We start from the raw sequence: 26,844 nt of genomic DNA on the forward strand, positions 1-26,844 counted from the left end.
TAGCCTCCTCGCGATGACGGACTCACTCGACGGCGGACCCGGTCACCTCCAGGTGGAGACGCACGGCCTCGACGTGATCGGCGACGCCGAACGCAAGGGCACCCCGCGTACCTTGTTCTGGCCCTGGTTCGGGGCGAATGTCTCGATTCTCGGGCTCAGCTACGGCGCCTTCGCGCTCGGCTTCGGCATCTCCTTCGGGCAGGCCCTCGCCGCCGGCGTGATCGGCATCGTCTTCTCCTTCCTGCTCTGCGGGTTCGTCGCCGTCGCGGGCAAACGGGGATCGGCGCCGACGATGGTGCTCGGCCGCGCCGCTTACGGCGTGCGCGGCAACCGCCTCCCGTCGGCGATCTCGTGGATGCTCACCGTCGGCTGGGAGACCGTCCTGGTCGCCCTGGCCACGCTCGCCACGGCGACCGTCTTCGACCGGCTCGGCTGGGGCGGGGGCACCGGGACACAGGTGGTGGCGCTGACGGTGGTCGCCGGACTGACGGTCGTGGGCGGCGTCATGGGCTTCGACCTGATCATGCGGCTCCAGACGGCCATCACCGTCATCACCGGCGTCCTCACGGTCGTCTACGTCGCGCTCGTCGCCGACCACATCCACTGGAGCACCGTGAACGCCGTACCGGCGGGCTCCGCCCAGGAGTTCATCGGCGCGCTGGTCTTCATGATGACCGGCTTCGGCCTCGGCTGGGTCAACGCCGCCGCGGACTACTCCCGTTACCTGCCGCGCACCTCCTCGGGCCGGGGCGTCATCGGCTGGACGACCTTCGGCGCGTCCCTCGCCCCGCTGGTGCTGCTGGTGTTCGGCCTGCTCCTCGCGGGTTCCTCCAGCGGCCTCGCCACGGCGGTCGCCGCCGACCCCATCGGCGCGCTCGCCGCCCTCCTGCCGACCTGGTTCCTCGTCCCCTTCGCGGTCGTCGCCGTCCTCGGCCTCGTCGGCGGCGCCGTCCTGGACATCTACTCCTCGGGCCTGGCGATGCTGTCCGCGGGGGTGAGAATCCCGCGCTACGCTGCGGCGCTGATCGACGGCGTGCTGATGATCGCGGGCGCCGTCTACATCGTGTTCGTCGCCGACGACTTCCTCGGCCCGTTCATGGGCTTCCTCACCACCCTCGGCGTCCCCATCGCCGCCTGGTGCGGCATCATGCTCGCCGACCTGCTCCTGCGCCGCCGCGACTACGACGAGGACGACCTCTACCGCCCCGACGGCCGCTACGGCGACGTCCCGCTCACCCCGCTGCTCCTCACCCTCGCCGCCACGGCCGTCGGCTGGGGCCTGGTCACCAACGCGTCGGCGAGCCGGCTCGACTGGCAGGGCTACCTGCTCTCGCCCCTCGGCCTGGGCGGCAGGTCCGGCGCCTGGGCCTACGCGAACCTCGGCGTCCTCGCGGCCCTCGCCCTCGGCTTCCTCGGCACCCTCGCCCTGCGGCGCGGACGGATCCGCGACCAGGAGACCCGGGACGCCCGTCCGGCGGGGGAGCGGTTGGTATGACGGCATTCGGCCACCTCGTCGTCATCGACATGCAGAACGTCTTCGCCGACCCGGACAGCCCCTGGGTCACCCCCCGGTTCGCCCAGGCGGCGGAGGGCGTACGACGACTGCTGCCCGCGTTCGGTGACGAGGTGACGTTCACCCGGTTCGTCGCACCCGCGCACCCCACCGGCGCGTGGCGCGCGTACTACGAGCAGTGGCCGTTCGCGCTGCGACCGCCGGACGCGCCGCTGTGGCGGCTCGTGGACGAGTTCGCCGACACCGCCCCCTGGGTCGTCGACGCCCCCACGTTCGGCAAGTGGACGCCCGAACTGGTCTCGTGCGTAGCCCCGTTGGGCCGTGTGGTCCTCGCCGGGGTGAGCACCGACTGCTGCGTACTGTCCACCGCCCTCCCTGCCGCCGACGCGGGCTTCGAGGTCCTGATCGCCGCCGACGCCTGTGCGGGCGCGAACGACACCTCCCACGCCAGGGCACTGGAACTGCTGGACCTCTACGGGCCGTTGATCCGAGTGGCCACGGTCGCCGAGATCCTGGCGGAGCAGGTCCGGGCCTGACGGGCCCCGCGCGGTCCTCCTCGGCGGCGGATCCGCTTTTCAGCAGCGACTCTGCGGTCGGGGCATGCAGGGGCGGCCCGGCGCCTGGCGCGAGGTGTTCATGGAGCCTCTCCGGGAGCGCGGCGCGATCGGGGTCAGGGGTGTGTTCCGTGAGCTGATCCGGGGGAGCGAGCCGCCCGGATTCACTTCCGTGTACGTCGAGTTCGCCCACCGGAGGGGCTGGCTCGCGCCGGATCGGGTGCTCGACACCGCCACGCACGACGCCCTGCTGGGCCGGGTGCGGGAATGGGCCGCCGAGGACCGGACGTGGCCGGACGTCGTCGCCGAGTTCGGCGAGCCGTGCGTGCTCCTCGGTGAACAACCCGTGCTGTGGGCGGTGCAGTTGGGCGATCTGCCCTTCGGCGAGGCATTCACCGTCACTCCGGCGGGCCGCCGCCTCCGCCCCGCCTCCTGATCTTCCGGCCGATCTCCTGTGCGAAGCCTTTACGGCGCTGTCATGTCCCTGTAGCTTCCGCGCTGCAAGAAGTTACAGGAACTTTCCGGCTGTTCTTGCAGGGACGCTCGAACTCCCCGGTACCCCCGCCGCATTGGAGTCGCCATGAGACACGCATTCCTACGCCGCCGCCGCCGACGCCCCCTCGCGGCGTTCGTGGCGGCCACCGGACTGCTGGGGTTGTTGTCCACGACCCAGCCCGCGGAGACGGAGGTCCGGTACCAGCCGGTCGCCGACACCGCCAACACCGCGACCGTCTTCTACTACACGAAGACGAAGAACTGGTCGTCGACCTATCTGCACTACGCCCCCGACGGCGGCTCCTGGACGACCGTCCCCGGCGTCCAGATGGAGAGCGCCTGCACGGACTGGGTCAAGAAGACCGTCGATCTCGGCTCGGCGACCGGGCTCCAGGCCACGTTCAACAACGGCAGCGGCACCTGGGACAACAACGGCGGCAGCAACTACGCGCTGGGCACCGGCACGATCACCGTCAAGGACGGCGTCATCGCCCACAGCGACCCGTGCGCCGACACCGGTACCGGCAGCGGCAACGAGGCGACCGTCTACTACTCGACCGCCACCTCGGGCTGGACCACGGCGAACATCCACTACGCGCCGACCGGCGGCTCCTGGACGACCGTCCCCGGCGTCGGCATGGAGTCCGTCTGCACGGGCTGGTGGAAGAAGACCCTCGACATCGGCACCGCCACCTCCCTGAAGGCGGCGTTCAACAACGGCAACGGCGTCTGGGACAACAACAACAGCTCCGACTACACGATCCCCACCGGCACGACGACCGTGAAGGACCGGGTCGTCACCACCGGCGCCACCGACCCGTGCGCCGCCGAGGAACCCGACACCGAGGCCCCCACCGCGCCGACCAAGGTCACCGCGAACGCCACCAACACCTCGGTCGTGGTGACCTGGGAGGCCGCCACCGACGACACCGCCGTCACCAAGTACCAGGTCACCCGGGTCGGCGGCACCACCGGAACCGTCGTCACGGACGTCTCCTCGACCGTCTACTCCGACACCGGCCTGGAGGAGAAGACCGCCTACACCTACACCGTGAAGGCCGTCGACGCCGCCGGGAACGTCTCCGCCGCCTCCGCCGCGGCCACCGTCACCACGGGCGAGAAGGCACCCGCCCCGGCCGCCGGCACCCCGCTCGGCACCGACCCCCGCAAGGACCCCATCTACTTCGTCCTCACCGCCCGCTTCTACGACGGTGACACCGGCAACGACCGCGGCGGCAGCCAGCACACCAAGTCCGGCAACGCCGCCAACAACGACCCCATGTTCCGCGGCGACTTCAAGGGCCTGGTCAACAAGCTCGACTACATCAAGGCGCTCGGCTTCTCCGCCGTCTGGATCACCCCGGTCGTCCTCAACCGCTCGGACTACGACTACCACGGCTACCACGGCTACGACTTCTACAAGGTCGACCCCCGCCTGGAGTCCGAGGGCGCCACCTACCAGGACCTCATCAACGCGGCTCACGCCAAGGGCATGAAGATCTACCAGGACGTCGTCTACAACCACAGCTCCCGCTGGGGCGCCAAGGGCCTGTACACACCCACCGTGTACGGCGTCCGCGACACGCAGTGGAGCTGGTACTACGACGAGAAGAACGAGGGCTTCGAGTACGACGGCCTCACCGTCGAGCCCAAGTCAGGGAAGTCCTACTACAACGGCGACCTGTGGTCGACCGCCGAACCCACCGGCAACACCTGCGTCAACTGGGGCAAGGCCACCGGCGGCAAGAGCGCCGAGGGCTACACCCTCTACAACTGCCAGTGGCCCAGTCCCACTTCGGGGATGTTCCCGAAGGCCTACTACCACCAGTGCTGGATCGGCAACTGGGAGGGCGAGGACTCCCGATCCTGCTGGCTGCACGAGGACCTCGCCGACTTCAACACCGAGTCGACGCCCGTGCAGAACTATCTGATCGGCGCGTACGACAAGTACATCGACATGGGCGTGGACGGCTTCCGCATCGACACCGCCGTGCACATCCCGCGCGTCACCTGGAACCGCCGCTTCCTGCCCGCCATCTACGAACGCGTCACCCAGAAGTTCGGGGCGACCGCGGCCCAGAACTTCTTCGTCTTCGGTGAGGTCGGCGCCTTCGTCAACGACAAGTGGAACCGCGGGTCGGTGAACCACTCCGCGCAGTTCTTCACCTGGAAGGAACGCAAGGAGTACAGCGCCGACGACGAGACGGCGGCCCTGGAGCAGTTCACCTACGAGAACAACCTCGGCACCGGCAACCAGCCGACCTCCACCAACGCCTTCCTCAACGGCAACACCTACCACACCCCGGACCGCAGCCAGTTCTCCGGGATGAACATCATCGACATGCGCATGCACATGAACTTCGGTGACGCGCAGAACGCCTACAGCAACGGCAAGGACTCCGACGACAGCGTCAACGACGCCACCTACAACGTCGTCTACGTCGACAGCCACGACTACGGCCCCAACAAGTCGAGCACCCGCTACAGCGGAGGCACCGACGCCTGGGCCGAGAACATGGCCCTGATGTGGACCTTCCGCGGCATCCCGACCCTGTACTACGGCTCCGAGATCGAGTTCCAGAAGGGCAAGCAGATCGACTGCGGCCCCTCCTGCCCGCTCGCCTCCACCGGCCGCGCCTACTACGGCGACCATCTCGAAGGCACCGTCACCGCCTCCGAGTTCGGCACCGCGGACTCGGCGACCGGCCAGGTCGCCACCACGCTCGCCCAGCCGCTCGTCAAGCACCTCCAGCGGCTGAACCAGATCCGCCGGGCGATCCCCGCGCTCCAGTCGGGCCAGTACTCCACCGACGGCGTCAGCGGCTCGATGGCCTTCAAGCGCCGCTACACCAGCGGCAGCACGGACAGCTTCGCGCTCGTCACCGTCACCGGCGACGCGACGTTCACCGGCATCCCCAACGGCACCTACCGGGACGCCGTCACCGGGGACGTCAGGACCGTCACCGGCGGCACCCTCGCCATCACCGCACCCGGCAAGGGCAACCTGCGGGTGTACGTCCTGAACGGCACCGGAAAGATCGGGAGCGACGGCCCCTACCTGAAGTAGCAGGCGTCGTCCGACGGGTTCGGGAGCGGCGGTCACCGCGACCGCCGCTCCCGAACCCACCTTCACCCATCCCCACATCCCGTGAAGCGCCGATGCCGCCAGGCGTCGATTCCGTGAAGAGCCGGCCCGCGGGGAATGGCACCGTCCGCGTCGGGTACGCGTGCAGGACCGCGCTCCGTGCCGAGCGCTCGAACGACCCGCACGACCCGCAGCCAACAGGGGATTCGTCATGCAGACACCCGCGAACGACAACACCACCACACCGGCCCGGCGGGCGCTGGACGCGCTGGCCGCCAACACCGAGGACACGGTGGCGCTGGACACGCTCGCGCGGAGCGAGGTCCTCGTGCCCGTGCCCGACGACGCCGCTCCCGCGGACGCCCTCGATCCCGCGGCGGTCGCCCTGCCCGTGATCGAGCAGCCGGGCACCGACCCGGTCGTGCCCGTGTTCACCTCCGAGCACGAGCTCGCCGGGCTGCTCCCGTACATCTCCCGCTACCGGCTGGTGCCGCTGGGCGCGCTCGCCGCCGAATGGCCCCACGAGGATCTGGCGCTCACGATAGACGCCGCCTCGGCGCACCCGCTGACCCTGACATCGGAAGGGGTGCGGACCCTGCTGGCCCGGTAGACGGACCCCGCTCACCGGAGGAGCGGGCCCGGCCACCGATCTCACGGAGGGGAGCGGCCGGGCCCCGGGGGAAGTGCGGGTTGCTCCCGCTCCCGCACCTGGTTCACGCCGACGCCCGGGATGGGCGGCGCCGACACCGTTCATTCCGTACGTCAGCGTTCGCCGTGTCCCGACGATAGAACCGTCCGGCCGGGGTGTCGCTCCGCTTCACGCGAGGACTGTCCGCAAAACGCGACGGCCATGACCCCGCGCACGAGCGGAACGCGGCGCTTCAGGCCGCCCGCAGCGTCTGCGACGGCGTTTCCCCGAACCGCGCCCGGTACCGCCGCGCGAACCGGCCCAGATGGGCGAACCCCCACTGGTACGCCACGTCGGACACGGTCGTCGTCCCCGGTGCCGAGGCCCGCAGCTGCACCCGCACCCGGCTCAGCCGCACGTCGTTGACGTACGCCATCGGTGACATGCCGACGTGCTTGCGGAACGCCTCCTGGAGGGTCCGCACGCTGACCTGCGCGATCGACGCGAGACGCGTGGCGTCGTACGGCTCGGCCGGACGCTCCTGCACCACGTCCATGACCCGTTTGACGGCGGCCGGGCGCATCAGCGGGGGCGGCGCGTCCAGCTCCTCGCTCAGCGAGTGGCGCGTGGCCAGCAACAGCCCCTCCAGCAGTGTCTGTTCGAGGCGCTGACGGATCAGCGGGCGGCGCAGCAGACCGTGCGAGACGTCCTGTTCCAGCAGACTCCACCGGGCGAGCCGCGCCCAACTGCGCCCGGTGCCGCGGGTGATGTCGAAGGACGGCTCGAACAGGGGCGGCCGGGGGACCGGCCGGCCGAGGAGGGCCTCCAACTGGCGGTGCAGGGCGTCCTTCTCGATCCGGATCGTGACGGGCTCGCAGTCCGGGGTCCAGGTGTCGATCCGGATGATCCGCTCGGGATCGAAGAACAGGGCACGGGCCGTCGTGGCGAACTCGGGCTCCGCACGGCCCTGCTGGACGCTCGCCAGGCCCGACAGCGGAAACCCCACGTGGTAGTAGCCCGGTTCGCCGAAGCCCATCCGCATGTCCGTGCCGAAGCTCATCGTGCCCAGGGTCAGCGCCCCGAGATCGACCACCGCCATGGCCGTCGCGAAGTCCGCCGCCGCGCCGGTCACTTCGAGGCGCAGGTCGTAGTAGTGGGCCGCGATCGCGGCGCGCGTCTCCTCCAGCGAGCGCGTCAGGTAGACGCTGAACCCGGCGCTCCGGCTCTGCTCCGCTGTCACGTCCCCAGCGATGTCCACCCGTCTACCGCCCGTCCGCCGTACGGTGTTCCGTGTTCAGCATGGCACCGCGTCAGGCCGGGGGTGGCGGGGAGAGCGTCCCTGGTTCAGGCGCCCAGGGTGCGGCTCAGCGCGTCGCGTTGCAGCGGCAGCACCTCGGCGTGCAGCTCGCGGCCCTTCCCGGTGAGCGTCACCCACACCCCGCGCCGGTCCTCCACGCACACGGACCGTTCGACCAGGCCGTCCTTCTCCAGCCGGCCGATGAGCCGGGAGAGCGCGCTCTGGCTGAGGTGGACCCGGCCCACCAGGTTCTGCACCCGGCACACGTCGCCCTCCGCGGGCGCCTCGGTGGCGAGGAGGTCGAGCACCTCGAAGTCGCTCGCGCCCAGGCCGTGCGGGTGCAGCGCGCGGTCGATCTCGCACATCGTGCGGGCGTGGACGGCGAGGATGTCCCGCCACTGTTCCTCCAGCCGGGTGCCGGCCGCGTTCACTGCCATGTGCCCCATATTAATGCGTGTGCATCAATATGGGGCACCGGGGTGGTCGGTGGCTCCCGTCACGCGTCCTGCATGAGCCCCACGTGGTTGCCGTCAGCGTCCTTGACCGACGCGATCTGCCGGCCGCCGCCGACGTCGTGGGCGTCCTCCACCAGCTCCGCCCCCGCCGCGAGCAGCGCGTCGAGCCGCCCCCGGATGTCGGTGACGTGCCAGTAGGGGACCGGACCGGTCATCCCGCGCGCGTGCCCGTTCGGGTCGAGCCCCACGTCCTGGCCCGCGTCCTTGAACCCGACGTAGTACGGCTCGTCCGCGTAGGGCTCCGTCTCCAGCAGGGCGCTGAACACGGCCTTCGCCCGGGCGAGGTCCTTGACGGGGTAGACGACGGTGGTGAGTCCGGCGGTCATGGCGTGCTCCTTCGAGAGCCGAGAGCGACCCGTGGGATCGAGGTGATCCACTGGCTTCGGTGCTTCCACGCTAGGCCGGGAGCCCGGACACCGCTTCTCCGATCCTGACCGGTCCCCGGGTCGGGCAATCGCCGAAAGCCCCGCACGCCAGGAGCCGCTCGCGCGGACGCTCGGGCCGCATGTGCTGCGGTGAGGGGAGGCGGGGCGGCTGCCGAGTCCGGCCCGGGACCCGGCAGCCGCCGATCGGTGCCGCTCGGGTGTTCCTGGTGCGGGATCTCCGGTCCCCCCGCACCGGCCTGCGGCCCCGGGCGACGACGAGCACCCGCTCGTCGGGGTGGACGGGGGTGGACCGGGGTGGACTGCGACGCGGGCGGTCCCGCGACGGGCCGGTTCGGCGACGGCCGTTCGGTGACGGCCCGGTTCGGCGACGGCCGTTCGGTGACGGGCCCGGCCGCGGCAGGGGCCGCCCTGTCCTGCCGTATCGCACCACGTGCACGGCGCGGGCCCGCGGGGTTCCCGGGCCCGGCGGGCGCGTCGTCCCGGTCGGTCAGGGCCGGGGCGCCCTCGGCATCGGCTCCGGCACTCCGCCCTCTGTGCGTGCCGCCGCGCGCGACGGCACGCACCCGCACCCTCGCGTCACGTCGAGTCGCGCTTGACCAGTTCCGTGGGGAGGATCACCGCGGCCGGGTCCTCGCCGCCGATCTGGGCGAGCAGCACGCGGACCATCTCGGCGCTGATGCGGTCGTACGGCTGACGGACGGTGGTGAGCTGGGGGCGGGCGGCGAGGGCCGCCGCCGAGTCGTCGAAACCGCCGACCGCGATGTCCTGCGGCACCCGCCGCCCGGCCTGCTCCAGGGCCGCCAGCACCCCTTGCGCCATCAGGTCGGAGGCCACGAACACGGCGTCCATGTCCGGTGCCCGCGCGAGCAGCCGCTCGGCGCCCGCCTGGCCGCTGGCCCGGCTGTAGTCGCCGGAGACGATCAGCCGTTCGTCGACCTCGACGCCCGCCTCCGCGAGCACCTCCTTGTAGCCCGCGAGGCGGTCGACGCCGCCCGGGGAGTCCAGGGGGCCGGTGACCACACCGATCCGGCGACGCCCCAGCGACAGCAGATGGCGCACCATGTCACGGGCGCCGTCCCGGTCGTCCGCGGCCACGTAACTCACCTTGAAACCGGGCCCCATGGGCTTGCCGCACTGAACGAGGGGCACCCCCGCCTCGTGCAGCTCCTTGGCGACCGGGTCGGCGGAGTGGCTGGAGACCAGCAGCACCCCGTCGACGTGACCGGCGGTGATGTACCGCGTTATGCGCCGCCGCTCGTCGGGCGTGCCCGCCAGCATCAGCAGCAGCGGGATGTCGTGCGCGGCCAGGGCCTGGGTGCAGCCCCGCAGCAGGACGTTGAAGTTGGGGTCCTCGAAGAACCGCTCCTGCGGCTCGGTCAGCAGGAAGCCGACGGAGTCCGAGCGGCCGGTGATCAGTGAACGGGCGTGCCGGTTGACGACGTACCCGGTCTTCTTGATCGCGGCGTTGACGGCTTCCTGGGCGGCCGGGCTGACGTAGTGCCCGCCGTTGAGGACCCGGGAGACCGTGCCGCGTGAGACCCCGGCCTCACGCGCCACGTCGTGGATCGTCGGCGGCCTGCGCCTGCCCCCCGTGTTGCTCATGGTCATGACTTTACGGCCCCGGAGAGCAGATCGAGGCTCCAGAAGCGCTGGATGACCAGGAAGAGCGCGATCAGCGGGAGCACCGCGAGGAAGGCGCCGGTGATCACCAGCGTGTACAGGGCCGGGGTGTTGGCACCCTGTTCGAGGAGCGTGTACAGGCCGAGCGTGATCGGGAACTTCTCGTCGTCGCTGAGCATGATGTAGGGGAGCAGGAAGTTGTTCCAGATCGCCACGAACTGGAACAGGAACACCGTCACCATGCCCGGGATCATCATCGGCAGCGCGACCCGGGTGAAGATGCGCCACTCGCTCGCCCCGTCCATCCGCCCGGCCTCGACGACGTCGGCGGGCACGGCCGCGGCGGCGTAGATCCGGGCGAGGTAGACGCCGTACGGCGAGAGGATCTGCGGCAGCAGCACGGACAGGTACGAGTCCGTGAGGTCGGCCTGGGCCAGCAGCAGGTACTGCGGCACGGCGAGGATGATCGGCGGCATCAGCACCCCGGCGAGCAGGATGTTGAACATCGACTCGCGGCCCCGGAACCGGTAGGTCGCGAGCGCGTAACCGCTGAACGCCGACACGACGGTCGACAGCAGGGCGCCGAACCCGGCGTAGAAGGCGGAGTTGCCCATCCACTGCCAGTAGACGCCGTCGCGGTAGGCGTTGAGGTCCTTGAGGTTGTCGGTGAGGCCCGACCCCGGCAGGAACGTGAACGTGGAGAACAGCTCGTCGCCCGACTTGGTGGACGCGATGACCACCCAGGCGACCGGCAGCAGCGTGTACAGCGCGCCGATCAGCAGGGCGACCGTCGGCACCAGGGCGATCCGGCGGCGCAGCGGCGGCCCCTGGGCGGTGCCGGGCGTCGTCCCGGCGGCCGGCTCGGTCTTGCGTACGGCAAGAGAACTCATCGTGCTGCCTCCTGCTTCTGGCGACGGTTCGCGGCCCGCAGGAACCCGAAGGACAGCAGCAGCGTGGCGAGCGCGATGATCACGGCCTGGGCCGCCGCGGCGTAGATGTCGTTGGTGCCGAACGCGTCCCGGTACACCTTCATGAGCGGACTCCAGGTGGTGGAGACCGAGTTGGTGAGCGGCTTGAGGGTGGTCGGCTCGTTGAACACCTGGAGCGTGGCGATGATCGAGAAGAAGAAGGTCAGCACCAGTGAGGGCGCCACCATCGGGATCTTGATCCGCAGCGCGATCTGGAACGGGGTGGCGCCGTCGAGCTTCGCCGCCTCGTACACCTCGGCCGGGATGGCCTGGAGCGCGGTGTAGATGACGATCATGTTGAAGCCGGTCCCGCCCCACACCGCGATGTTGGACAGGGCCACGTACAGCGGACCGCCGTCCAGCAGGTCGGGCTGCGGCAGGCCCAGCTTCTCCAGCACGTAGTAGAAGGGGCTGACGTCCGGCAGGTACAGGAAGCCCCACAGCATCGCCGCGACGACACCGGGGATGGCGTACGGCAGGAAGATCGCGAGGCGGGTGAAGGGGGCGAGACGGACCTTGTCGGTGTCCAGCATCAGGGCGAACAGCAGGGCGAGGCCCAGCATGACGGGCACGACGATGCAGCCGTACCCGAGGACGCGCAGGGCGCCGTGCAGCAGTTCGCTGTCGTGGAGGGCGCCCGTGTAGTTCGACAGGCCGGCCCAGACCTCCTCGCGGGCCCCCTTGCCCAGGCCGAGCCCGGACACGTGGACCTTGCGGAAGCTGAGCCAGACCGCGTACCCGATGGGCAGCGCGAAGAACAGCAGGAAGAGGGTCGTGGCGGGGATGAGGAAGGCGTACGGGGCCCCCTTGACCCCGTACGGCTTCCGGCGTGCGCTCGTCACTCGGAGACCCCGAAGCCCTGCTTCTTGAGGTCGGCGACGGTGGTGTCCTGCATGGTGTCCAGGGCGGCGGAGAAGTCCGACTTGTTCTTCGCGGCGGCGCCGAACGCGTCGTTGAAGGCCGTGTAGGCGACGTTCACGTTCGGGCCCCAGGCGGACGGCGCGGTGGTCTTCGCGATCTCGGCGGCCTTCGTGTAGAAGTCGGCCTGGTTCGAGAAGTAGTCGGGCGCGGTGGTGAAGGCGCCGGACGTCTGGGCGTTGGAGGCGGCCGGGTAGATGCCGCTCTCCTTGGCCAGCGCCTGGAGGGCGGCGTCGTCCGTGTTCAGCCAGGCGGCGAACTCGGCGGCGGCCTCCTGGTGCTTGGAGTCGGTGGTGACGCCGGTGGAGGAGCCGCCCCAGCTGCCGGTCACGTTCTCGCCGGCGGACCACTGAGGGAGCGGGGCCATGGCCCACTTGCCCTTGGTGTCGGGCGCGGCGGTCGTCAGGGTGCCCGGCGCCCACACGGCGGAGACCCAGGCGATCTGCTTGCCGGTGTTGAGCGCCTTGTTCCAGGCCGGGGTGTACATCGGCTGGTTGTCGATGGCGCCCTCCTTGACGAGGCCGCCCCAGAAGTCGGCGACCTTCTTCGTCGCCGCGTCGTTGATCCCGACCTTCCACTTGTCGCCGGAGGTCGTCCACCACTTGGCGCCGGCCTGCTGGGCCAGGCCCGCGAAGAGACCGGAGTCGTTGGCGGAGAACGTGGTGAGGTCCGTGTCCTTGGACTTCTTCTTCAGCGCGCGGGCCGTCTCGGCGAACTCGTCCCAGGTGGTGGGGACGGTCAGGCCGTACTTCTTGAAGAGGTCCTCCCGGTAGTAGAACATCATCGGGCCGATGTCCTGCGGGACGGCGTAGACGGCGTCCGTGCCGAGCGTGGTCTGCTGCCAGACGCCCTCGGCGAACTTGCCCTTCGCGTCCCCGACGCTGCCGGATATGTCGGCGAGCGCGTCGTTGCTGACCAGGGTCGGCAGCGCCTGGTACTCGGCCTGGACCAGGTCGGGGGCCTTGCCCGCCTTGTGCGCGGTGAGGATCTTGGTGACCAGCGTGTCGCCGGACGCCTGCTTCTTCACCGTGACGGTGATCTGGTCCTTCTTGCCCTGGCCCTTGTTCCAGAGATCGACGACCTTGTCCATGCCGGGCGTCCAGGTCCAGTACGTCAGCGAGACCGGTCCCGATGCGGTCTTCGTGTCGTCGTCGGACGAGCCGCAAGCGGCGAGGGCCGTCGCGCCGAGGGCGACGGCGATGGTGGACGCCACGAGGCGGCGGCGCTTCGTGATGGGCATGGATCTCTCCCCTGTACCAGGGCTCCCGCCTGCTGCGAGAACCCGCACCTTTTTGACCGCGACTCGCCTCCGGGGCGCTTTCGCCGGTGCCGAGGGACCGACCGTGCTCAGCCCTGCGGGCCTCCGCGCGCTCGCTCCCTCGGCACCGGCGCGCCCCTCCGGCGAGGCCGCGTGCTTCTGTGAGCGTTCACAGTAGAGAAACATCCCGGACACTTGTCAATGGTTGTTGCTGTGCGGTTATGTTGGGCTCGCACCGCTGATCGAGTGTGTGCACGTTCCCAAATGATCGATTAAACGGGAGAGATCCATGCCGGAAGCCACCCCCAAGGGCCTCACCAGGCTCGCCTTCGGCGGGGACTACAACCCCGAGCAGTGGCCGGAAAGCGTCTGGCAGGAGGACGTCCGGCTGATGCGCGAGGCCGGTGTCACCATGGTGAGTGTCGGGATCTTCTCCTGGGCCCTCCTGGAGCCCGCCCCCGGCGAGTACGACTTCGGCTGGCTCGACCGCGTCATCGACCTGCTGCACGAGAACGGCATACGCGTCGACCTCGGCACCCCCACGGTCGTCCCGCCGGTCTGGTTCTACCGCGCCCACCCCGAGGCCCTGCCGGTGCGCGAGGACGGCGCCCGCTACGAGTTCGGCTCCCGCGGCGCCATCTGCCACAGCAACGCCGACTACCGCGCCGCCGCCGCGAACATCACCACCCAGCTGGCCAACCGCTACGGCGACCACCCCGCGCTGGCCATGTGGCACGTCCACAACGAGTACGGCGTCCCCGTCTCGGCCTGCTACTGCGACTCCTGCGCCGCCCACTTCCGCCGCTGGCTGGAGAGCTCCTACGGCACGGTCGACGGCGTCAACGCGGCCTGGGGCACGGCCTTCTGGGGCCAGCGCTACGGCTCCTTCGAGGACATCAACCCGCCGCGCCTGTCACCCACGGTCGGCAACCCGGCCCAGGCCCTCGACTACAAGCGCTTCGCCGACGTCACCGTGCGCGAGAACTTCGTCATGGAGCGCGACATCCTGCACCGCCTCGCGCCCGGTGTGCCGGTGACGACCAACTTCATGACGGCCCTGAGCCAGTGCGACTCGATCGACTACTGGGCCTGGGGCCGCGAGGTCGACATCGTCACCAACGACCACTACCTGATCACCGACGGCCGCCGCACCCACGTCAACCTCGCGATGGCCGCCGACCTCACCCGCTCCGTCGCCGACGGCGCCCCCTGGATCCTCCTGGAGCACTCCACCTCGGGCGTCAACTGGCAGCCCCGCAACCCCGCCAAGGCTCCCGGCCAGATGGCCCGCAACTCCCTGTCCCATGTGGCGCGCGGCTCCGAGGGCGCCATGTTCTTCCAGTGGCGCCAGTCCCGGCGCGGCGCCGAGAAGTTCCACTCCTCGATGCTCCCGCACGCCGGCACCGACACCCGAGTGTGGCGCGAGGTCGTCGAACTCGGCGCGTCCCTCGACTCGTTGAACGCGATCCGCGGCACCCGCACCGAGGCCGACGTCGCCGTCCTGTGGGACTGGCACTCCTGGTGGGCGCAGGGCCTGGACTGGCGGCCCAGCGAGGACCACGACGCCCGCGAGCGCGCCGACGCGTTCTACGAAGGGCTCTACGACCGGCACCTCACCGTCGACTTCCGGCACCCCGAAGCCGACTTGTCGGCCTATCCCCTTGTCGTCGTACCGGCGCTGTACCTGATGACGGAGGCCGCCGGGAACAACCTCAAGGAGTACGTGGAGGGCGGCGGCACCCTCGTCGTCTCCTACTTCTCCGGCATCGTCGACGAGCACGACGCCGTGCACGAGGGCGCCTACCCCGGCCCGCTGCGCGACGTACTGGGCCTGACCGTCGAGGAGTTCTCCCCGCTGCTGGCGGACCACTCGGTGCGCCTCACCGGCCCCGACGGCTCCGAACTGAGCGGCGACGTCTGGACCGAGTTCGTCGTCCCGCGCGGCGCCGAGACCGTCTGGACCTACGCCGACGGCCTCACCGCCGGGCACCCCGCCGTCACCCGGCACCGCCTCGGCGAGGGCACCGCCTGGTACGTCTCCACCCGGCTCGGCGCCGAGGGCCTGGACGCCCTGCTCGGCTGGGCCATGGAGGACGCGCAGGTCACCCCGCGCGCCGACCTGCCCCGGGACGTCGAACTCGTGCGCCGCACCGGCGAGTCGGGCAGCTTCCTGTTCGCGATCAACCACACCGGCGCCGACGTCAAGGTGCCGCTGGAGGGCGCCGGCACCGAGCTGCTGACCGGCGAGCGCGCCACGAGCCGCATCGAGGTCCCGGCCGGCACGGTCCGGGTCGTCCGGCTCGACGGCTGACCCCGGGTCCCCGCGGACCCCGACAACTCCCCTTCGCCCGCGCGAGCCGCACAAGCCGCGGGCGGAGGGGCCCTTCGCCGCCCCGGCGCAGGAACACCCCCGACCCATGATGTCGAAGGGACACCGGACGAAGATGTTCCATCCCAGACGCACCCTCAGAGCCCTGCTGCTGCCGCTCGTGGCCGGGCTCGCCCTGACCGCCGTACCGGCGCAGACCGCCCAGGCGGCGAGCACCCTCACCAACGGCGGCTTCGAGACCGACGGAGCGGGCGCCGCCACCCCCTCCGGCTGGTCCGAGTACGGTTCCACCGCCGCCAGTTACGTCGAGTCCGGCGGACACGCCGGCAGCTACCGGCTCACCCACTGGGCCTCCGCCGCCTACACGGTGGAGACCTACCAGTACCTGTCCGGGCTGACCAACGGGACCTACACGCTGACCGCATGGGTCCGCTCCGGCGGCGGCCAGAACTCCGCCTACCTCGCCCTGAAGAACTGCGGCAGCGCCGAACAGCGGACCGACCTGCCGGTCTCCGCCGGCGGCTGGATACGGATCGTCACGTCCATCGCCGTGACGAACAACCAGTGCACGATCAGCGTCAACTCCAACGCCAACGCGGGCAACTGGATCAACGTCGACGACCTGACCTTCACCTCGGGCGGCACGAGCACCGCCATCAAGGGCTCCGACATCTCCTCCCTCGCCAAGAGCGAGGCCCTGGGCGGCGTCTACCGGACCGCTTCGGGCACCACCGGCGACGCGCTCGCGATCCTGAAGTCCGCCGGACAGAACTACGCCCGCGTCAAGGTCTGGGTGAACGCGGCCGACGGCTACAACGGCAAGACGCAGGTCCTGGCGCTCGCCAAGCGCGCGAAGGCGCAGGGCATGAAGCTGCTGGTCGACTTCCACTACTCGGACACCTGGGCCGACCCCGGCGCCCAGACCAAGCCGGCCGCGTGGACGGGGCACTCCTACAGCCAGTTGAAGACCGACGTGTACAACCACACGTACGACGTCCTCAACGCGCTGAAGGCGCAGGGCACCACCGCCGACATGGTCCAGGTCGGCAACGAGATCAACGGCGGCATGCTCTGGTCCGAGGGCTCCACCGACAACTGGTCGCAGCTGGCCGGGCTGCTCAACTCCGGCTACAGCGCGGTCAAGGCGGTCAGTTCCTCCACCCAGGTCGCGCTGCACCTCGCCAAGGGCGGCGATCTGACCGGTACCCGCTGGTGGTTCGACAACGCCGTGTCGGCCGGTGTGACCTTCGACGTCATCGGCCTGTCCTACTACGGCTACTGGCACGGTTCGCTCGCCGACTTCCAGACGACTCTGGACGACGCGGCCTCCCGGTACGCCAGGCCGGTCTTCGTCGCCGAGACGGCCTACCCCTTCCGCCTCGACAGCGACGACTCGTTCGAGAACATCATCGACCTCGACAGCGAACTGGTCTCCGGCTACCCCGCCACCACGGCCGGCCAGACCCGCTGGATGAACGACGTCACCAGCATCGTGGAAGCCGTGCCGGGCGGCCGTGGCCTCGGCGTCTTCTACTGGGAGTCGACCTGGACCGCCGTCACCGGCAACGGCTGGGACCCCGCCGACTCCTCCTCCGGCAACGGCTGGGAGAACCAGGCGCTGTTCGACTACGACAACAAGGCGCAGCCCGCGACGGCCTGGTTCAGCCACCGCTGACCGTCCCGGGAGGGGCCCGGCCCGGCCGCGACGGCCCGGCCGGGCCCCGGCGCGTCGCCTTCCGCGCGCTTTTCCACCAGGGCCGAACGGCCCTGTGTCGCAGGGACGTTCGGTACCGGACAAGGTAGGAGAAGTCCCTACACGGCTCCGTCGTCTGCGGGACAGTGGAAAGGACGTGCCAAGCGGAGTCTGAACCGGAAGGGGGCGCCATGCTGAGGACTCCTGTGAACGAACGGCGACTGGACATCCTGGAATGGCTGAAGGACCCCGTCACCCACTTCCCGGCACCCCGCCACGGCGACCTCGTCGAGGACGGGGTGACCTCCGACGCCGTCGCGGACAAGCTCGGCGTGCGCCGCCGGATCGCCGACACTCACCTCGAACTCCTGGCCCGCGTCGGCCTGTTGCGCACCAAGCGCATCCGGCGCAGGATCTTCTACCGGCGCGACGAGATGCGCATAGCCGAGGTCGCGCGCATGTTCGAGAAGGGCTGGTAGAGCGGACCGGCCGGACGGCCGGCAGGACAGGAGGCGGTCGCCCGTGGAACACGCACAGCAACTGGTCCCGCGCCGATACGTCGCCCTCGGCGGTCAGGGCCCCGAGGACGTCGTCGCCGACAGCCGGGGCCGGGTGCTCACCGGCGTCGCGGACGGCCGCATCCTGCGTCTCGACGGCCTCGCCGACCCCGCCACGACCCGCGTCGAGGTGCTCGCCGAGACCGGCGGCCGGCCGCTCGGGCTCGAACTCCTCGCCGATGACGATCTCTTGGTCTGCGACGCCGAACGCGGGCTCCTCCGCGTGGACCTGGGCGACGGACTGGTCCGTATCCTCGCCGACTCGGTGGCGGGGGAGCGGCTGCGGTTCTGCAGCAACACCGTCGCCCTCGCCGACGGCAGCGTCTGCTTCACCGTCTCCAGCCGCCGCTATCCGCTCGACCAGTGGATCGGTGACATCGTCGAGCACACCGGCACCGGCCGGCTCCTGCGGCTGGCGCCCGGCAGCGAGACGCCCGAAGTCCTCGCGGACGGGCTCCAGTTCGCCAACGGCATCGCCCTGAGCGGTGACGAATCGTTCCTCGTGGTCGCCGAGACCGGCGCCCACCGGCTCACCCGGTACTGGCTCACCGGCCCCCGCGCCGGACACACCGAGCCCTTCGTCGAGAACCTCCCCGGCGCCCCCGACAACATCTGGCGCGCGGGACCCGACGGACCGGTCTGGGTCTCCCTCGCCGGTCCCCGCCTCGCCGCGCTCGACCTGCTGCACCGCGCGGCCCCGGGCGTACGCCGCGCCGCGGGCCGCCTGGCGGTCCGTGCCCCCTACCGCCCCACCGGCACGATCGGTGTCCTCGCCGTCGACGACCACGGCACCGTCGTGCACCACCTCACCCGCCGCCGCTCCGGGTTCCGGATGGTCACCAGCGTCTGCGAGGCGGCCGGTCAGCTCGTCCTCGGGAGTGTGTGGGAACGGGGCGTGGCCCTGTGCGAGCCGCCCGCCGGTAAATGAGCCCGGCGTTACCCTGTTGACCGGCCAGGACCGGGCCGGCCAGGCAGGAGACGCACAGCATGTCAGCCCAGGAGGCCGAGAGCCTCCGCACCGACGCACCCCCGCGCCCCGAGTGGCGCGGGCAGCTCCCCGTCGTGGCCGTGGTCGCCCTGGGCGGGGCGATCGGCGCCACCGCCCGTTACGCGCTCTCCCTGTGGTGGCCGCTCCAGCCGGGCGGCTTCCCCTGGGCGACCTTCTGGACCAACGTCGTCGGCTGCGCGGTCATAGGCGTGTTCATGGTGCTCATCACCGACGTGTGGGTCGCCCACCGCCTCGTCCGCCCCTTCTTCGGCACCGGCGTCCTCGGCGGCTTCACCACCTTCTCCACCTACGCGGTCGACATCCGCAACCTCGTCGACGCCGGCCACCCCGGCACGGGTCTGGCCTACCTCGCCGGGACCCTGTTCGCGGCCCTCACGGCGGTGTGGCTCGCCGCGACCGCCACCCGCCGCGTCCTGAAGCGAATGCAGTCCTGAAGCGAATGCAGTCCTGAACCGGAGGCAGTCATGGAGCGGAGACAGCCATGAAGCGGAGGCAGTCATGACCAGGCTGACCGGCAGCGCCCTGCGCGTGACCGTGTTCGTCGGGGAGAACGACACCTGGCACCGCAAGCCCCTCTACAGCGAGATCGTGCACCGCGCCCACGCCGCCGGACTCGCGGGCGCCAGCGTCTTCCGCGGCGTCGAGGGCTTCGGCGCCTCCTCCCGCATCCACACCTCCCGGCTGTTGTCCCTCAGCGAGGACCTGCCGGTCGCGATCGTCATCGTCGACACCGACGAACGCGTCCGGGCCTTCCTGCCCCAGCTCGACGCACTCGTCACCGAGGGCCTGGTGATCCTCGACGACTGCGAGGTGATCCGGTACGTCGGAAGGGACACCGAACCCGCGGGGGACCCGGGAACAGACGCCGGCAAAACGGACACGGAAGGTAAGAAGCGGTTGTGAACTGGCTACTGGTCGCCGCGGGGGCCGCGGTCGGCGCCCCGCTGCGCTATCTCACCGACCGGGCCGTCCAGTCCCGCCACGACTCGGTCTTCCCCTGGGGGACCTTCGCGGTCAACGTCGGCGGCTGCCTGGTCCTCGGCCTGCTCACCGGAGCCGCGGGACCCGACCTGCGCCTGCTGCTCGGCACGGGCCTGTGCGGGGCGCTGACCACGTACTCGACCTTCTCGTACGAGACGCTGCGGCTGGCCGAGACGGGCGCCGGGCTGTACGCCCTGGCCAACGTCGGGGCGAGTCTCGCGGCGGGTCTCGGGGCCGCTTTCGCCGGCGTGGAGCTTGCACAGGCGGTGTAGAACAGTCCCCGCCGTTGCCCCTCCCGCCGGAAGAACTGGATCCCATGAGCGTCATCAGCGTCGGCCAGGCCGTCATCCTCGGAGCCGTCGAGGGGGTGACCGAGTTCCTGCCCGTCTCCTCCACCGGCCACCTCAAGATCACCGAGGGGCTGATGAACATCCCCGTCGACGACGACGCCGTGGTCGGGTTCTCCGCCGTCATCCAGGTCGGCGCGATCGCCGCCGTGCTCGTCTACTTCTTCAAGGACATCGTGCGGATCGTCTCCGCCTGGCTGCGAGGGCTGCGCGACAAGGAGGAGCGCTACCACCACGACTACAAGTTCGCCTGGTGGGTCGTCTTCGCGACGATCCCGATCGTCGTCGTCGGCCTCGCCGCCAAGCCGCTCATCGAGGGCCCCCTCGCCTCGCTGTGGGTGGTCGCGGGCTCCCTGATCGCGGGCAGCGGCGTGATGTGGGCGGCCGACCAGATGGGCCGCCACAAGCGCGGGGAGGACGACACCTCCTTCAAGGACGCGATGCTCGTCGGCGGCTCCCAGATCCTCGCCCTGCTCTTCCCCGGCTTCTCCCGCTCCGGCGCCACCATGTCCACCGCGCTGATGCTCGACCTCGACCGTGTGGCCGCCACCCGGCTCTCCTTCTTCCTCGGCATCCCCGCGCTGACCGGCGCCGGCATCTACGAGCTCAAGGACGCCCTCGGCACCGGAGCGGGCGCCGCCCCGCTGGTCGTCGGCACCGCCGTCTCCTTCGTGGTGGCCTACGCCTCCATCGCCTGGCTGCTGAAGTTCGTGGCCAAGCACTCCTTCAACGCGTTCGTCGTCTACCGGATCGTCGTCGGCCTGCTGCTCTTCGGGCTGCTGGCGACCGGTGCGCTCAGCGGCTGAACCGCGCGGGGTGCGCGAGGGCACGTGCTCTCCGCACCCCGGGGAACGTCTCCCTCCGCCGGTCTTGACAGGAGACTCGCTCCGCCCGGAGTATCACTCCCGTGAACCTGTCAGACAGCCGGACAGCCGGACAGCCCCCGCGTCGGATCAGTGCCATGGAAGCCGTCCTGGCCCACCTCCGCGACGCCATCGAGCGCGGCGCGTACGCGGTCGGCGACAAGCTCCCCTCCGAGGCCGAGCTGTGCCGCACGCTGGAGATCAGCAGGCCCGTGCTGCGCGAGGCCCTCAGGGCCCTGCAGACCATGGGCCTGACCGTCTCCAAGACCGGCAAGGGCACCTTCGTGGTCGCCAGCACCGTGGAGGACCCGACCTTCGGCGACTACGCGGCCAGCGATCTGCTGGAGGTGCGCCGACACGTCGAGATCCCCGTCGCCGGGTACGCGGCCCTGCGCCGCACCCCGGAGAACCTCGACCACCTGGCCCATCTGCTCGACCGCATGGAGCGGGAGACGGACACCACCGCCTGGGTCGCCATGGACACCCTGTTCCACCTGGCCGTCGCCGAGGCCGCCCAGAACCCGGTCTTCCGCCGGGTCATCGAGGAGATCCGGGACGCGCTGGCCCGCCAGTCGGCCTTCCTCAACGAACTCGGTGGCCGTCGCGAGCAGTCCAACCGCGAGCACCGGGCGATCGTCGAGGCCCTGATCGACGGTTCCGAGATCGACGCGGTGGACGCCATGTCCCACCATCTGGACCGCGTCGAGACCACCCTCACCGACATCGTGCGGTCCCCGCGCACGAGCACCACCACGGAAGGCGGACCTGCGGCGTGAGCGAGCAGACCCTGCACGACGACGTGCAGAAACGTTCCACCCATGTCGACGCCGGAGACGAGGGCTACAGCAAGTCGCTGAAGTCCCGCCACGTCAACATGATCGCCATCGGCGGTGCGATCGGCACCGGACTCTTCCTCGGCGCGGGCGGGCGCCTGGCCGACGCCGGCCCCTCCCTCTTCCTCGCCTACGCCGTCTGCGGTCTCTTCGCGTTCCTCGTCGTGCGCGCCCTCGGCGAACTCGTCCTGCACCGCCCCTCCTCCGGCGCCTTCGTGTCGTACGCACGCGAGTTCCTCGGTGAGAAGGGCGCCTACACCGCGGGCTGGATGTACTTCCTCAACTGGGCCACCACCGGTATCGCCGACATCACCGCGGTCGCCACCTACACCCACTACTGGGGCATGTTCTCCGACATCCCGCAGTGGGTGATCGCCCTGATCGCGCTGGCGGTCGTGCTCACCGTCAACCTCATCTCGGTCAAGATCTTCGGCGAGCTGGAGTTCTGGTTCGCGATCGTCAAGGTCAGCGCGCTGGTGATCTTCATGTGCATCGGCATCTTCCTGCTGGTCACCCAGCACGACGTCGCCGGCACCACCCCAGGGCCGTCCCTGATCACCGACAACGGCGGCATCTTCCCCAGCGGCCTGCTGCCCATGCTGCTGATCATCCAGGGCGTCGTCTTCGCCTACGCCTCCGTCGAACTGGTCGGCGTCGCCGCCGGCGAGACCGAGAACCCCGAGAAGATCATGCCGAAGGCGATCAACTCGATCATGTGGCGGGTCGCCCTGTTCTACGTCGGCTCCGTGCTGCTGCTGTCGATGCTGCTGCCCTGGAACAAGTACACGGCGGGGGAGAGCCCCTTCGTCACCGTCCTGTCCAACATCGGCATCCCCGCCGCGGGCGGCGTGATGAACCTGGTCGTCCTCACCGCGGCCATGTCCTCCCTGAACTCCGGCCTCTACTCCACCGGCCGCATCCTGCGCTCCATGGCCAAGTCCGGCTCCGCCCCGCGGTTCACCGGCGTCATGAGCCGCACCCAGGTCCCCTACGGCGGCATCCTGCTCACCAGCGGCATCTGCGTCCTCGGCGTCGGCCTCAACTTCGTGGTCCCCGCCGACGCCTTCGAGATCGTGCTGAACTTCGCGGCCATCGGTATCCTGGCCACCTGGGGCATGATCATGCTCTGTCACCTCATGTTCTGGCAGAAGACCCAGCGGGGCGAACTGTCCCGCCCCGGCTACCGGCTGCCGGGCTCCCCCTGGACCGAGATCGTGACGCTGGCCTTCCTCGCCTCCGTCCTGGTCCTGATGTACGCCGACGGCGGCGCCGGACGCACCACCGTGCTGTGCCTGCCCCTGATCGTCGGCGCGCTGGTCGCCGGCTGGTACGCCGTCCGCGGCCGTGTCGCCCGTACGGCGGCCCCCACCCCGTCCGCCGAAGCCGACGCGTGACCCGCGCGGCGTCCCCCGAGAAAAGGCCCTGATGCACAGCAGTTCCGTCGCGGACCCACCCCTCGTCCGTGAACCCCTGCACGCTCCCGTCGCCCACCTCATCCGCGGCGGGATCGTCGAGGGCATCCACTACGGCTCGGTCGTCGTCCTCGACGCGGACGGACAGGCCCGCCTCCAGCTCGGCGACATCGAGGCCGCGTTCTACCCGCGCTCCGCCCTCAAGCCCGTCCAGGCCGTCGCCATGGTCCGGGCCGGGCTGCCCCTGGACGGCGAACTGCTCTCGCTCGCCGCCGCCAGCCACTCCGGCGAACAACGCCACCTGGAGGGCGCCCGGCGCATCCTGGACCTCGCGGGCCTCTCCGAGGACGCCCTGCGCAACGTCCCGGACCTCCCGTACGGCCCCGCCGTGCGGGACACCTGGATCCGCGAGGGACGCGGGCCCTCCCGGCTCGCGCAGAACTGCTCCGGCAAGCACGCGGCGATGCTCTACACGTGCGTGCTGAACGACTGGCCGCTGGACGGCTACCTCGACCCCGCGCACCCCCTCCAGCAGGCCGTCGCCGAGATCGTCGAGGACCTCACGGGTCAGCGGATCGCCGCGGTGACCGTCGACGGGTGCGGGGCCCCGCTGTTCTCCGTGTCCCTGCACGGGCTCGCCCGCGCCGGTGCGCGCATCGCCTCCGCGGTGCCGGGCACGCCCGAGGCCCGCGTCGCCGACGCGATGCGCGCGTATCCCGAGATGGCGTCCGGCGCGGGACGCGACACGGCCGCGATGATGCGCGCCGTGCCGGGGCTGCTCGCCAAGGACGGCTTCGAGGGCGTCGAGGTCGCCGCCCTCGCCGACGGCCGGACCGTCGCCGTGAAGATCGCCGACGGGGCGAGCCGGGCCCGGGTGCCCGTCACCGCCGCGGCCCTGGCATGGGCCGGGGTCGATCCGGCGTCGCTCGTGGAGTTCCGGGGCGAGACGCTGCTCGGGGGCGGTGAGCCGGTCGGGTGCGTGCGACCGGTCCGGTCCCTGGAGCCGGTCCCGTTCCCCGCCTGCGCCTGAGGAAACGGCCGCAGTCCGCCGAGGGGACCCGCGGAGCGTCCACGGGTCCCCCTCCCGAGAACCCACCCTCACCCTGCTCGACCTTCTCGAAAGAGGACCCTCACTCCCATGACCGCCGCCGTCACCCGCAGCGAACACGATCTGCTCGGCCACCGGGAGATCCCCGCCGACGCCTACTGGGGTGTGCACACCCTGCGGGCCACCGAGAACTTCCCCATCACCGGGACCCCGATCTCCGCCTACCCGCATCTCATCGACGCCCTCGCGGCCGTCAAGGAGGCCGCCGCCCTCGCCAACGAGGAACTGGGGCTGCTGGAACCCCGCAAGGCCGCCGCGATCGTCGAGGCGTGCCGGGAGATCCGGGACGGGAAGCTGCACGACCAGTTCGTCGTCGACGTGATCCAGGGCGGAGCCGGCACCTCGACCAACATGAACGCCAACGAGGTCGTCGCCAACCGGGCGCTGGAACTGCTGGGGTTCGAGAAGGGGCAGTACCGGCACCTGCACCCCAACGAGGACGTCAACCTGGGCCAGTCCACCAACGACGTCTACCCGACCGCCGTCAAGGTCGCGACGGTCTTCGCGGTGCGTGGACTGCTCAAGTCGATGGCCGTGCTCCAGGACGCGTTCGCCCGCAAGGCGGTCGAGTTCCGTGACGTGCTCAAGATGGGCCGTACACAGTTGCAGGACGCGGTGCCCATGACGCTCGGTCAGGAGTTCTCCGCCTATGCCGTCATGATCGACGAGGACCGCAACCGTCTTGACGAGGCCGTCCAGTTGATCCATGAGATCAACCTGGGCGCCACGGCCATCGGCACCGGACTCAACGCCCCCGCGGGATACGCCGAGTCGGCCCGCCGGCATCTCGCCGCGCTCACCGGACTGCCGCTGGTCACCGCCGCCAACCTCGTCGAGGCGACCCAGGACTGCGGGGCCTTCGTCCAGATGTCCGGCGTGCTCAAGCGGATCGCCGTCAAGCTGAGCAAGAGCTGCAACGACCTGCGCCTGCTGTCGTCCGGTCCGCGCGCGGGGCTCGGGGAGATCAACCTGCCGCCGGTGCAGGCCGGTTCGTCGATCATGCCGGGCAAGGTCAACCCGGTGATCCCCGAGGTCGTCAACCAGGTCGCCTTCGAGGTCATCGGCAACGACGTCGCCATCACCATGGCCGCGGAGGCCGGACAGCTCCAGCTCAACGCCTTCGAACCGATCATCCTGCACTCCCTGTCGGAGAGCATCACCCACCTCTCGGCCGCCTGCCGCACCCTCGCCGAACGCTGCGTCGACGGCATCACCGCCAACACCGAGCGGCTGCGCGCGAGCGTCGAGAACTCCATCGGCCTGGTGACCGCCCTCAACCCGTACATCGGCTACGAGGCCGCCACCGACATCGCCAAGGAGGCCCTCGCGACCGGCCGGGGGGTCGCCGAACTCGTCCTGGAGAAGGGCCTGCTGCCCGCCGAGACCCTCGCCGCCCTGCTGCGCCCCGAGGTCGTCGCGGGCAGCGGACAGGCCCTCGCCTGACCCGGACCGCCGCACGGAGGGCGGGCGACCGGACCGGCCCGGAGGCACAATGGCGATCATGAACTCGTCCATGACCTTCGAGCCGGTCCTGGAGCGCATCGCCGAGGAGATCGAGCGCACCCCAGGGCGCGGCCGTCCCGCCGACTACATCCCGGCGCTCGCCGCCTGCGACCCGCGCCGCTTCGGCATGGCCGTCGCGGAACCCGACGGCACGGTGTACGGCGTGGGGGACTGGCGGCAGCCCTTCTCCACGCAGTCCCTCACCAAGGTCTTCACCCTCGCCCTCGACCTGGCCCGCGAGGGCGACGAACTCTGGGAGCACGTGGGCCGCGAGCCCTCCGGCAACCCCTTCAACTCCCTGGTCCAGCTGGAGTACGAGAACGGCATCCCGCGCAACCCCTTCATCAACGCGGGCGCCCTCGTCGTCACCGACCGCCTCCTGACCCGTACCGGCGACGCGGCCGGGGAACTGCGGGCCTTCCTGCGCGAGGAGAGCGGCAACCCGGACCTCGACTTCGACGAGGACGTCGCCGCCTCCGAGTCGGACCACGGCGACCGCAACGCCGCCCTCGCCCATTTCATGGCGTCCTACGGCAACATCGACAACCCCGTCCCCGCCCTCCTGGACCAGTACTTCCGCCAGTGCTCCCTGCTGGCCTCCTGCGCCGACCTGGCCCTCGCCGCCGGTTTCCTCGCCCGCCACGGCATCCGCGCCGACGGCAGCCGCCTGCTCACCCTCAGCCAGGCCAAGCAGATCAACGCGGTCATGCTCACCTGCGGCACCTACGACGCCGCCGGCGACTTCGCCTACCGGGTCGGACTGCCCGGCAAGAGCGGTGTGGGCGGCGGGATCATCGCCGTGGTCCCGGGCCGGTGCACGCTGTGCGTGTGGAGCCCCGGACTCGACCAGCGGGGCAACTCGGTGGCGGGCGTCGCGGCCCTGGACCGGTTCACGACACTGACGGGCCTGTCCGTGTTCTGAGGCGCGGCCACCGCCGGCTCCCGGACCTCCCCGATCACCGCCCGGTCACA

The 26,844-nt window shown here is 70.6% G+C and carries 25 protein-coding genes; 18 read left to right on the forward strand and 7 right to left on the reverse strand.

Annotation, left to right across the window (positions count from 1 at the left end; genetic code table 11):
• Window positions 1-13: 13 nt before the first annotated feature.
• The 5 genes from ACIPSE_RS30445 to ACIPSE_RS30465 all read left to right on the forward strand — a co-directional run bounded on the left by ACIPSE_RS30445 (window position 14) and on the right by ACIPSE_RS30465 (window position 6,257).
• Window positions 14-1,495, forward strand: a complete 1,482-nt coding sequence (locus tag ACIPSE_RS30445; RefSeq protein WP_401668652.1) for a purine-cytosine permease family protein — start codon at window positions 14-16, stop codon at window positions 1,493-1,495.
• On the forward strand, window positions 1,492-2,049 hold the full coding sequence (locus ACIPSE_RS30450) for a cysteine hydrolase family protein (RefSeq protein ID WP_401668654.1): 558 nt from the start codon (window positions 1,492-1,494) through the stop codon (window positions 2,047-2,049). The genes ACIPSE_RS30445 and ACIPSE_RS30450 overlap by 4 nt, the downstream gene beginning before the upstream one ends.
• Window positions 2,050-2,113: 64 nt before the next feature.
• Window positions 2,114-2,503 carry a hypothetical protein gene (locus ACIPSE_RS30455; protein WP_401668657.1) on the forward strand — a complete coding sequence of 130 codons (390 nt, stop codon included), beginning with the start codon at window positions 2,114-2,116 and terminating at the stop codon, window positions 2,501-2,503.
• A gap of 144 nt (window positions 2,504-2,647) precedes the next feature.
• Complete coding sequence (locus ACIPSE_RS30460) at window positions 2,648-5,629, forward strand: carbohydrate binding domain-containing protein (protein WP_401668659.1); 2,982 nt, start codon at window positions 2,648-2,650, stop codon at window positions 5,627-5,629.
• A gap of 229 nt (window positions 5,630-5,858) precedes the next feature.
• Complete coding sequence (locus ACIPSE_RS30465) at window positions 5,859-6,257, forward strand: SseB family protein (protein WP_401668662.1); 399 nt, start codon at window positions 5,859-5,861, stop codon at window positions 6,255-6,257.
• 271 nt (window positions 6,258-6,528) lie between these two features.
• Here the strand turns inward: ACIPSE_RS30465 and ACIPSE_RS30470 are convergent, their stop codons facing one another.
• From ACIPSE_RS30470 to ACIPSE_RS30500, 7 genes are all read right to left on the reverse strand, one after another.
• Window positions 6,529-7,515, reverse strand: coding sequence for an AraC family transcriptional regulator (locus ACIPSE_RS30470; RefSeq protein ID WP_401668665.1), 987 nt, complete (start codon window positions 7,513-7,515; stop codon window positions 6,529-6,531).
• 104 nt (window positions 7,516-7,619) lie between these two features.
• Window positions 7,620-8,009, reverse strand: a complete 390-nt coding sequence (locus ACIPSE_RS30475) for a MarR family winged helix-turn-helix transcriptional regulator (RefSeq protein ID WP_401668667.1) — start codon at window positions 8,007-8,009, stop codon at window positions 7,620-7,622.
• Between the two features lie 59 nt (window positions 8,010-8,068).
• Window positions 8,069-8,413: a VOC family protein gene (locus ACIPSE_RS30480; RefSeq protein WP_401668670.1), complete on the reverse strand. Its 345-nt coding sequence runs from the start codon at window positions 8,411-8,413 to the stop codon at window positions 8,069-8,071.
• A gap of 636 nt (window positions 8,414-9,049) precedes the next feature.
• Window positions 9,050-10,081, reverse strand: coding sequence for a LacI family DNA-binding transcriptional regulator (locus ACIPSE_RS30485; protein ID WP_401668673.1), 1,032 nt, complete (start codon window positions 10,079-10,081; stop codon window positions 9,050-9,052).
• Entirely contained in the window at window positions 10,078-10,983 is a 906-nt protein-coding gene (locus ACIPSE_RS30490) for a carbohydrate ABC transporter permease (protein WP_401668675.1), read from the reverse strand. Before ACIPSE_RS30490 ends, ACIPSE_RS30485 begins: the two co-directional genes overlap by 4 nt.
• Window positions 10,980-11,903, reverse strand: a complete 924-nt coding sequence (locus tag ACIPSE_RS30495; protein ID WP_401668677.1) for a carbohydrate ABC transporter permease — start codon at window positions 11,901-11,903, stop codon at window positions 10,980-10,982. The genes ACIPSE_RS30490 and ACIPSE_RS30495 overlap by 4 nt, the downstream gene beginning before the upstream one ends.
• Entirely contained in the window at window positions 11,900-13,219 is a 1,320-nt protein-coding gene (locus tag ACIPSE_RS30500; RefSeq protein WP_401668680.1) for an ABC transporter substrate-binding protein, read from the reverse strand. Before ACIPSE_RS30500 ends, ACIPSE_RS30495 begins: the two co-directional genes overlap by 4 nt.
• Before the next feature lie 307 nt (window positions 13,220-13,526).
• Between ACIPSE_RS30500 and ACIPSE_RS30505 the strand changes: the two genes are divergently transcribed.
• From ACIPSE_RS30505 to ACIPSE_RS30565, 13 genes are all read left to right on the forward strand, one after another.
• Window positions 13,527-15,548: a beta-galactosidase gene (locus ACIPSE_RS30505; protein WP_401668683.1), complete on the forward strand. Its 2,022-nt coding sequence runs from the start codon at window positions 13,527-13,529 to the stop codon at window positions 15,546-15,548.
• 133 nt (window positions 15,549-15,681) lie between these two features.
• Entirely contained in the window at window positions 15,682-17,241 is a 1,560-nt protein-coding gene (locus tag ACIPSE_RS30510) for a glycosyl hydrolase 53 family protein (RefSeq protein WP_401668686.1), read from the forward strand.
• A 209-nt stretch (window positions 17,242-17,450) separates the two neighbouring features.
• Window positions 17,451-17,738, forward strand: coding sequence for an ArsR family transcriptional regulator (locus ACIPSE_RS30515; protein WP_401668688.1), 288 nt, complete (start codon window positions 17,451-17,453; stop codon window positions 17,736-17,738).
• Window positions 17,739-17,781: 43 nt separating this feature from the next.
• The gene (locus tag ACIPSE_RS30520; protein WP_401668691.1) at window positions 17,782-18,744 is read left to right on the forward strand and encodes an SMP-30/gluconolactonase/LRE family protein; all 963 of its coding nucleotides are present in this window, start codon (window positions 17,782-17,784) and stop codon (window positions 18,742-18,744) included.
• Window positions 18,745-18,803: 59 nt separating this feature from the next.
• Complete coding sequence (gene crcB, locus ACIPSE_RS30525) at window positions 18,804-19,259, forward strand: fluoride efflux transporter CrcB (RefSeq protein ID WP_401668693.1); 456 nt, start codon at window positions 18,804-18,806, stop codon at window positions 19,257-19,259.
• Window positions 19,260-19,323: 64 nt separating this feature from the next.
• Window positions 19,324-19,728 carry a DUF190 domain-containing protein gene (locus ACIPSE_RS30530; protein ID WP_401668695.1) on the forward strand — a complete coding sequence of 135 codons (405 nt, stop codon included), beginning with the start codon at window positions 19,324-19,326 and terminating at the stop codon, window positions 19,726-19,728.
• A complete protein-coding gene (gene crcB, locus ACIPSE_RS30535; RefSeq protein ID WP_401668698.1) occupies window positions 19,725-20,078 on the forward strand; it encodes a fluoride efflux transporter CrcB in 354 nt (117 codons plus the stop codon). Before ACIPSE_RS30530 ends, crcB (ACIPSE_RS30535) begins: the two co-directional genes overlap by 4 nt.
• A 44-nt stretch (window positions 20,079-20,122) precedes the next feature.
• Window positions 20,123-20,959, forward strand: coding sequence for an undecaprenyl-diphosphate phosphatase (locus ACIPSE_RS30540; protein WP_401668700.1), 837 nt, complete (start codon window positions 20,123-20,125; stop codon window positions 20,957-20,959).
• A 155-nt stretch (window positions 20,960-21,114) separates the two neighbouring features.
• Complete coding sequence (locus ACIPSE_RS30545; RefSeq protein ID WP_401668703.1) at window positions 21,115-21,792, forward strand: FadR/GntR family transcriptional regulator; 678 nt, start codon at window positions 21,115-21,117, stop codon at window positions 21,790-21,792.
• Window positions 21,789-23,243, forward strand: a complete 1,455-nt coding sequence (locus tag ACIPSE_RS30550; protein ID WP_401668706.1) for an amino acid permease — start codon at window positions 21,789-21,791, stop codon at window positions 23,241-23,243. Before ACIPSE_RS30545 ends, ACIPSE_RS30550 begins: the two co-directional genes overlap by 4 nt.
• Before the next feature lie 31 nt (window positions 23,244-23,274).
• Window positions 23,275-24,291: an asparaginase gene (locus tag ACIPSE_RS30555; RefSeq protein WP_401668708.1), complete on the forward strand. Its 1,017-nt coding sequence runs from the start codon at window positions 23,275-23,277 to the stop codon at window positions 24,289-24,291.
• Window positions 24,292-24,399: 108 nt separating this feature from the next.
• Complete coding sequence (aspA, locus tag ACIPSE_RS30560) at window positions 24,400-25,812, forward strand: aspartate ammonia-lyase (RefSeq protein WP_401668711.1); 1,413 nt, start codon at window positions 24,400-24,402, stop codon at window positions 25,810-25,812.
• 49 nt (window positions 25,813-25,861) lie between these two features.
• Window positions 25,862-26,794, forward strand: a complete 933-nt coding sequence (locus tag ACIPSE_RS30565; protein WP_401668714.1) for a glutaminase — start codon at window positions 25,862-25,864, stop codon at window positions 26,792-26,794.
• Window positions 26,795-26,844: the final 50 nt, after the last annotated feature.

The organism is Streptomyces sp. NPDC090106 (genome assembly GCF_044747265.1).
Taxonomy (GTDB): domain Bacteria; phylum Actinomycetota; class Actinomycetes; order Streptomycetales; family Streptomycetaceae; genus Streptomyces.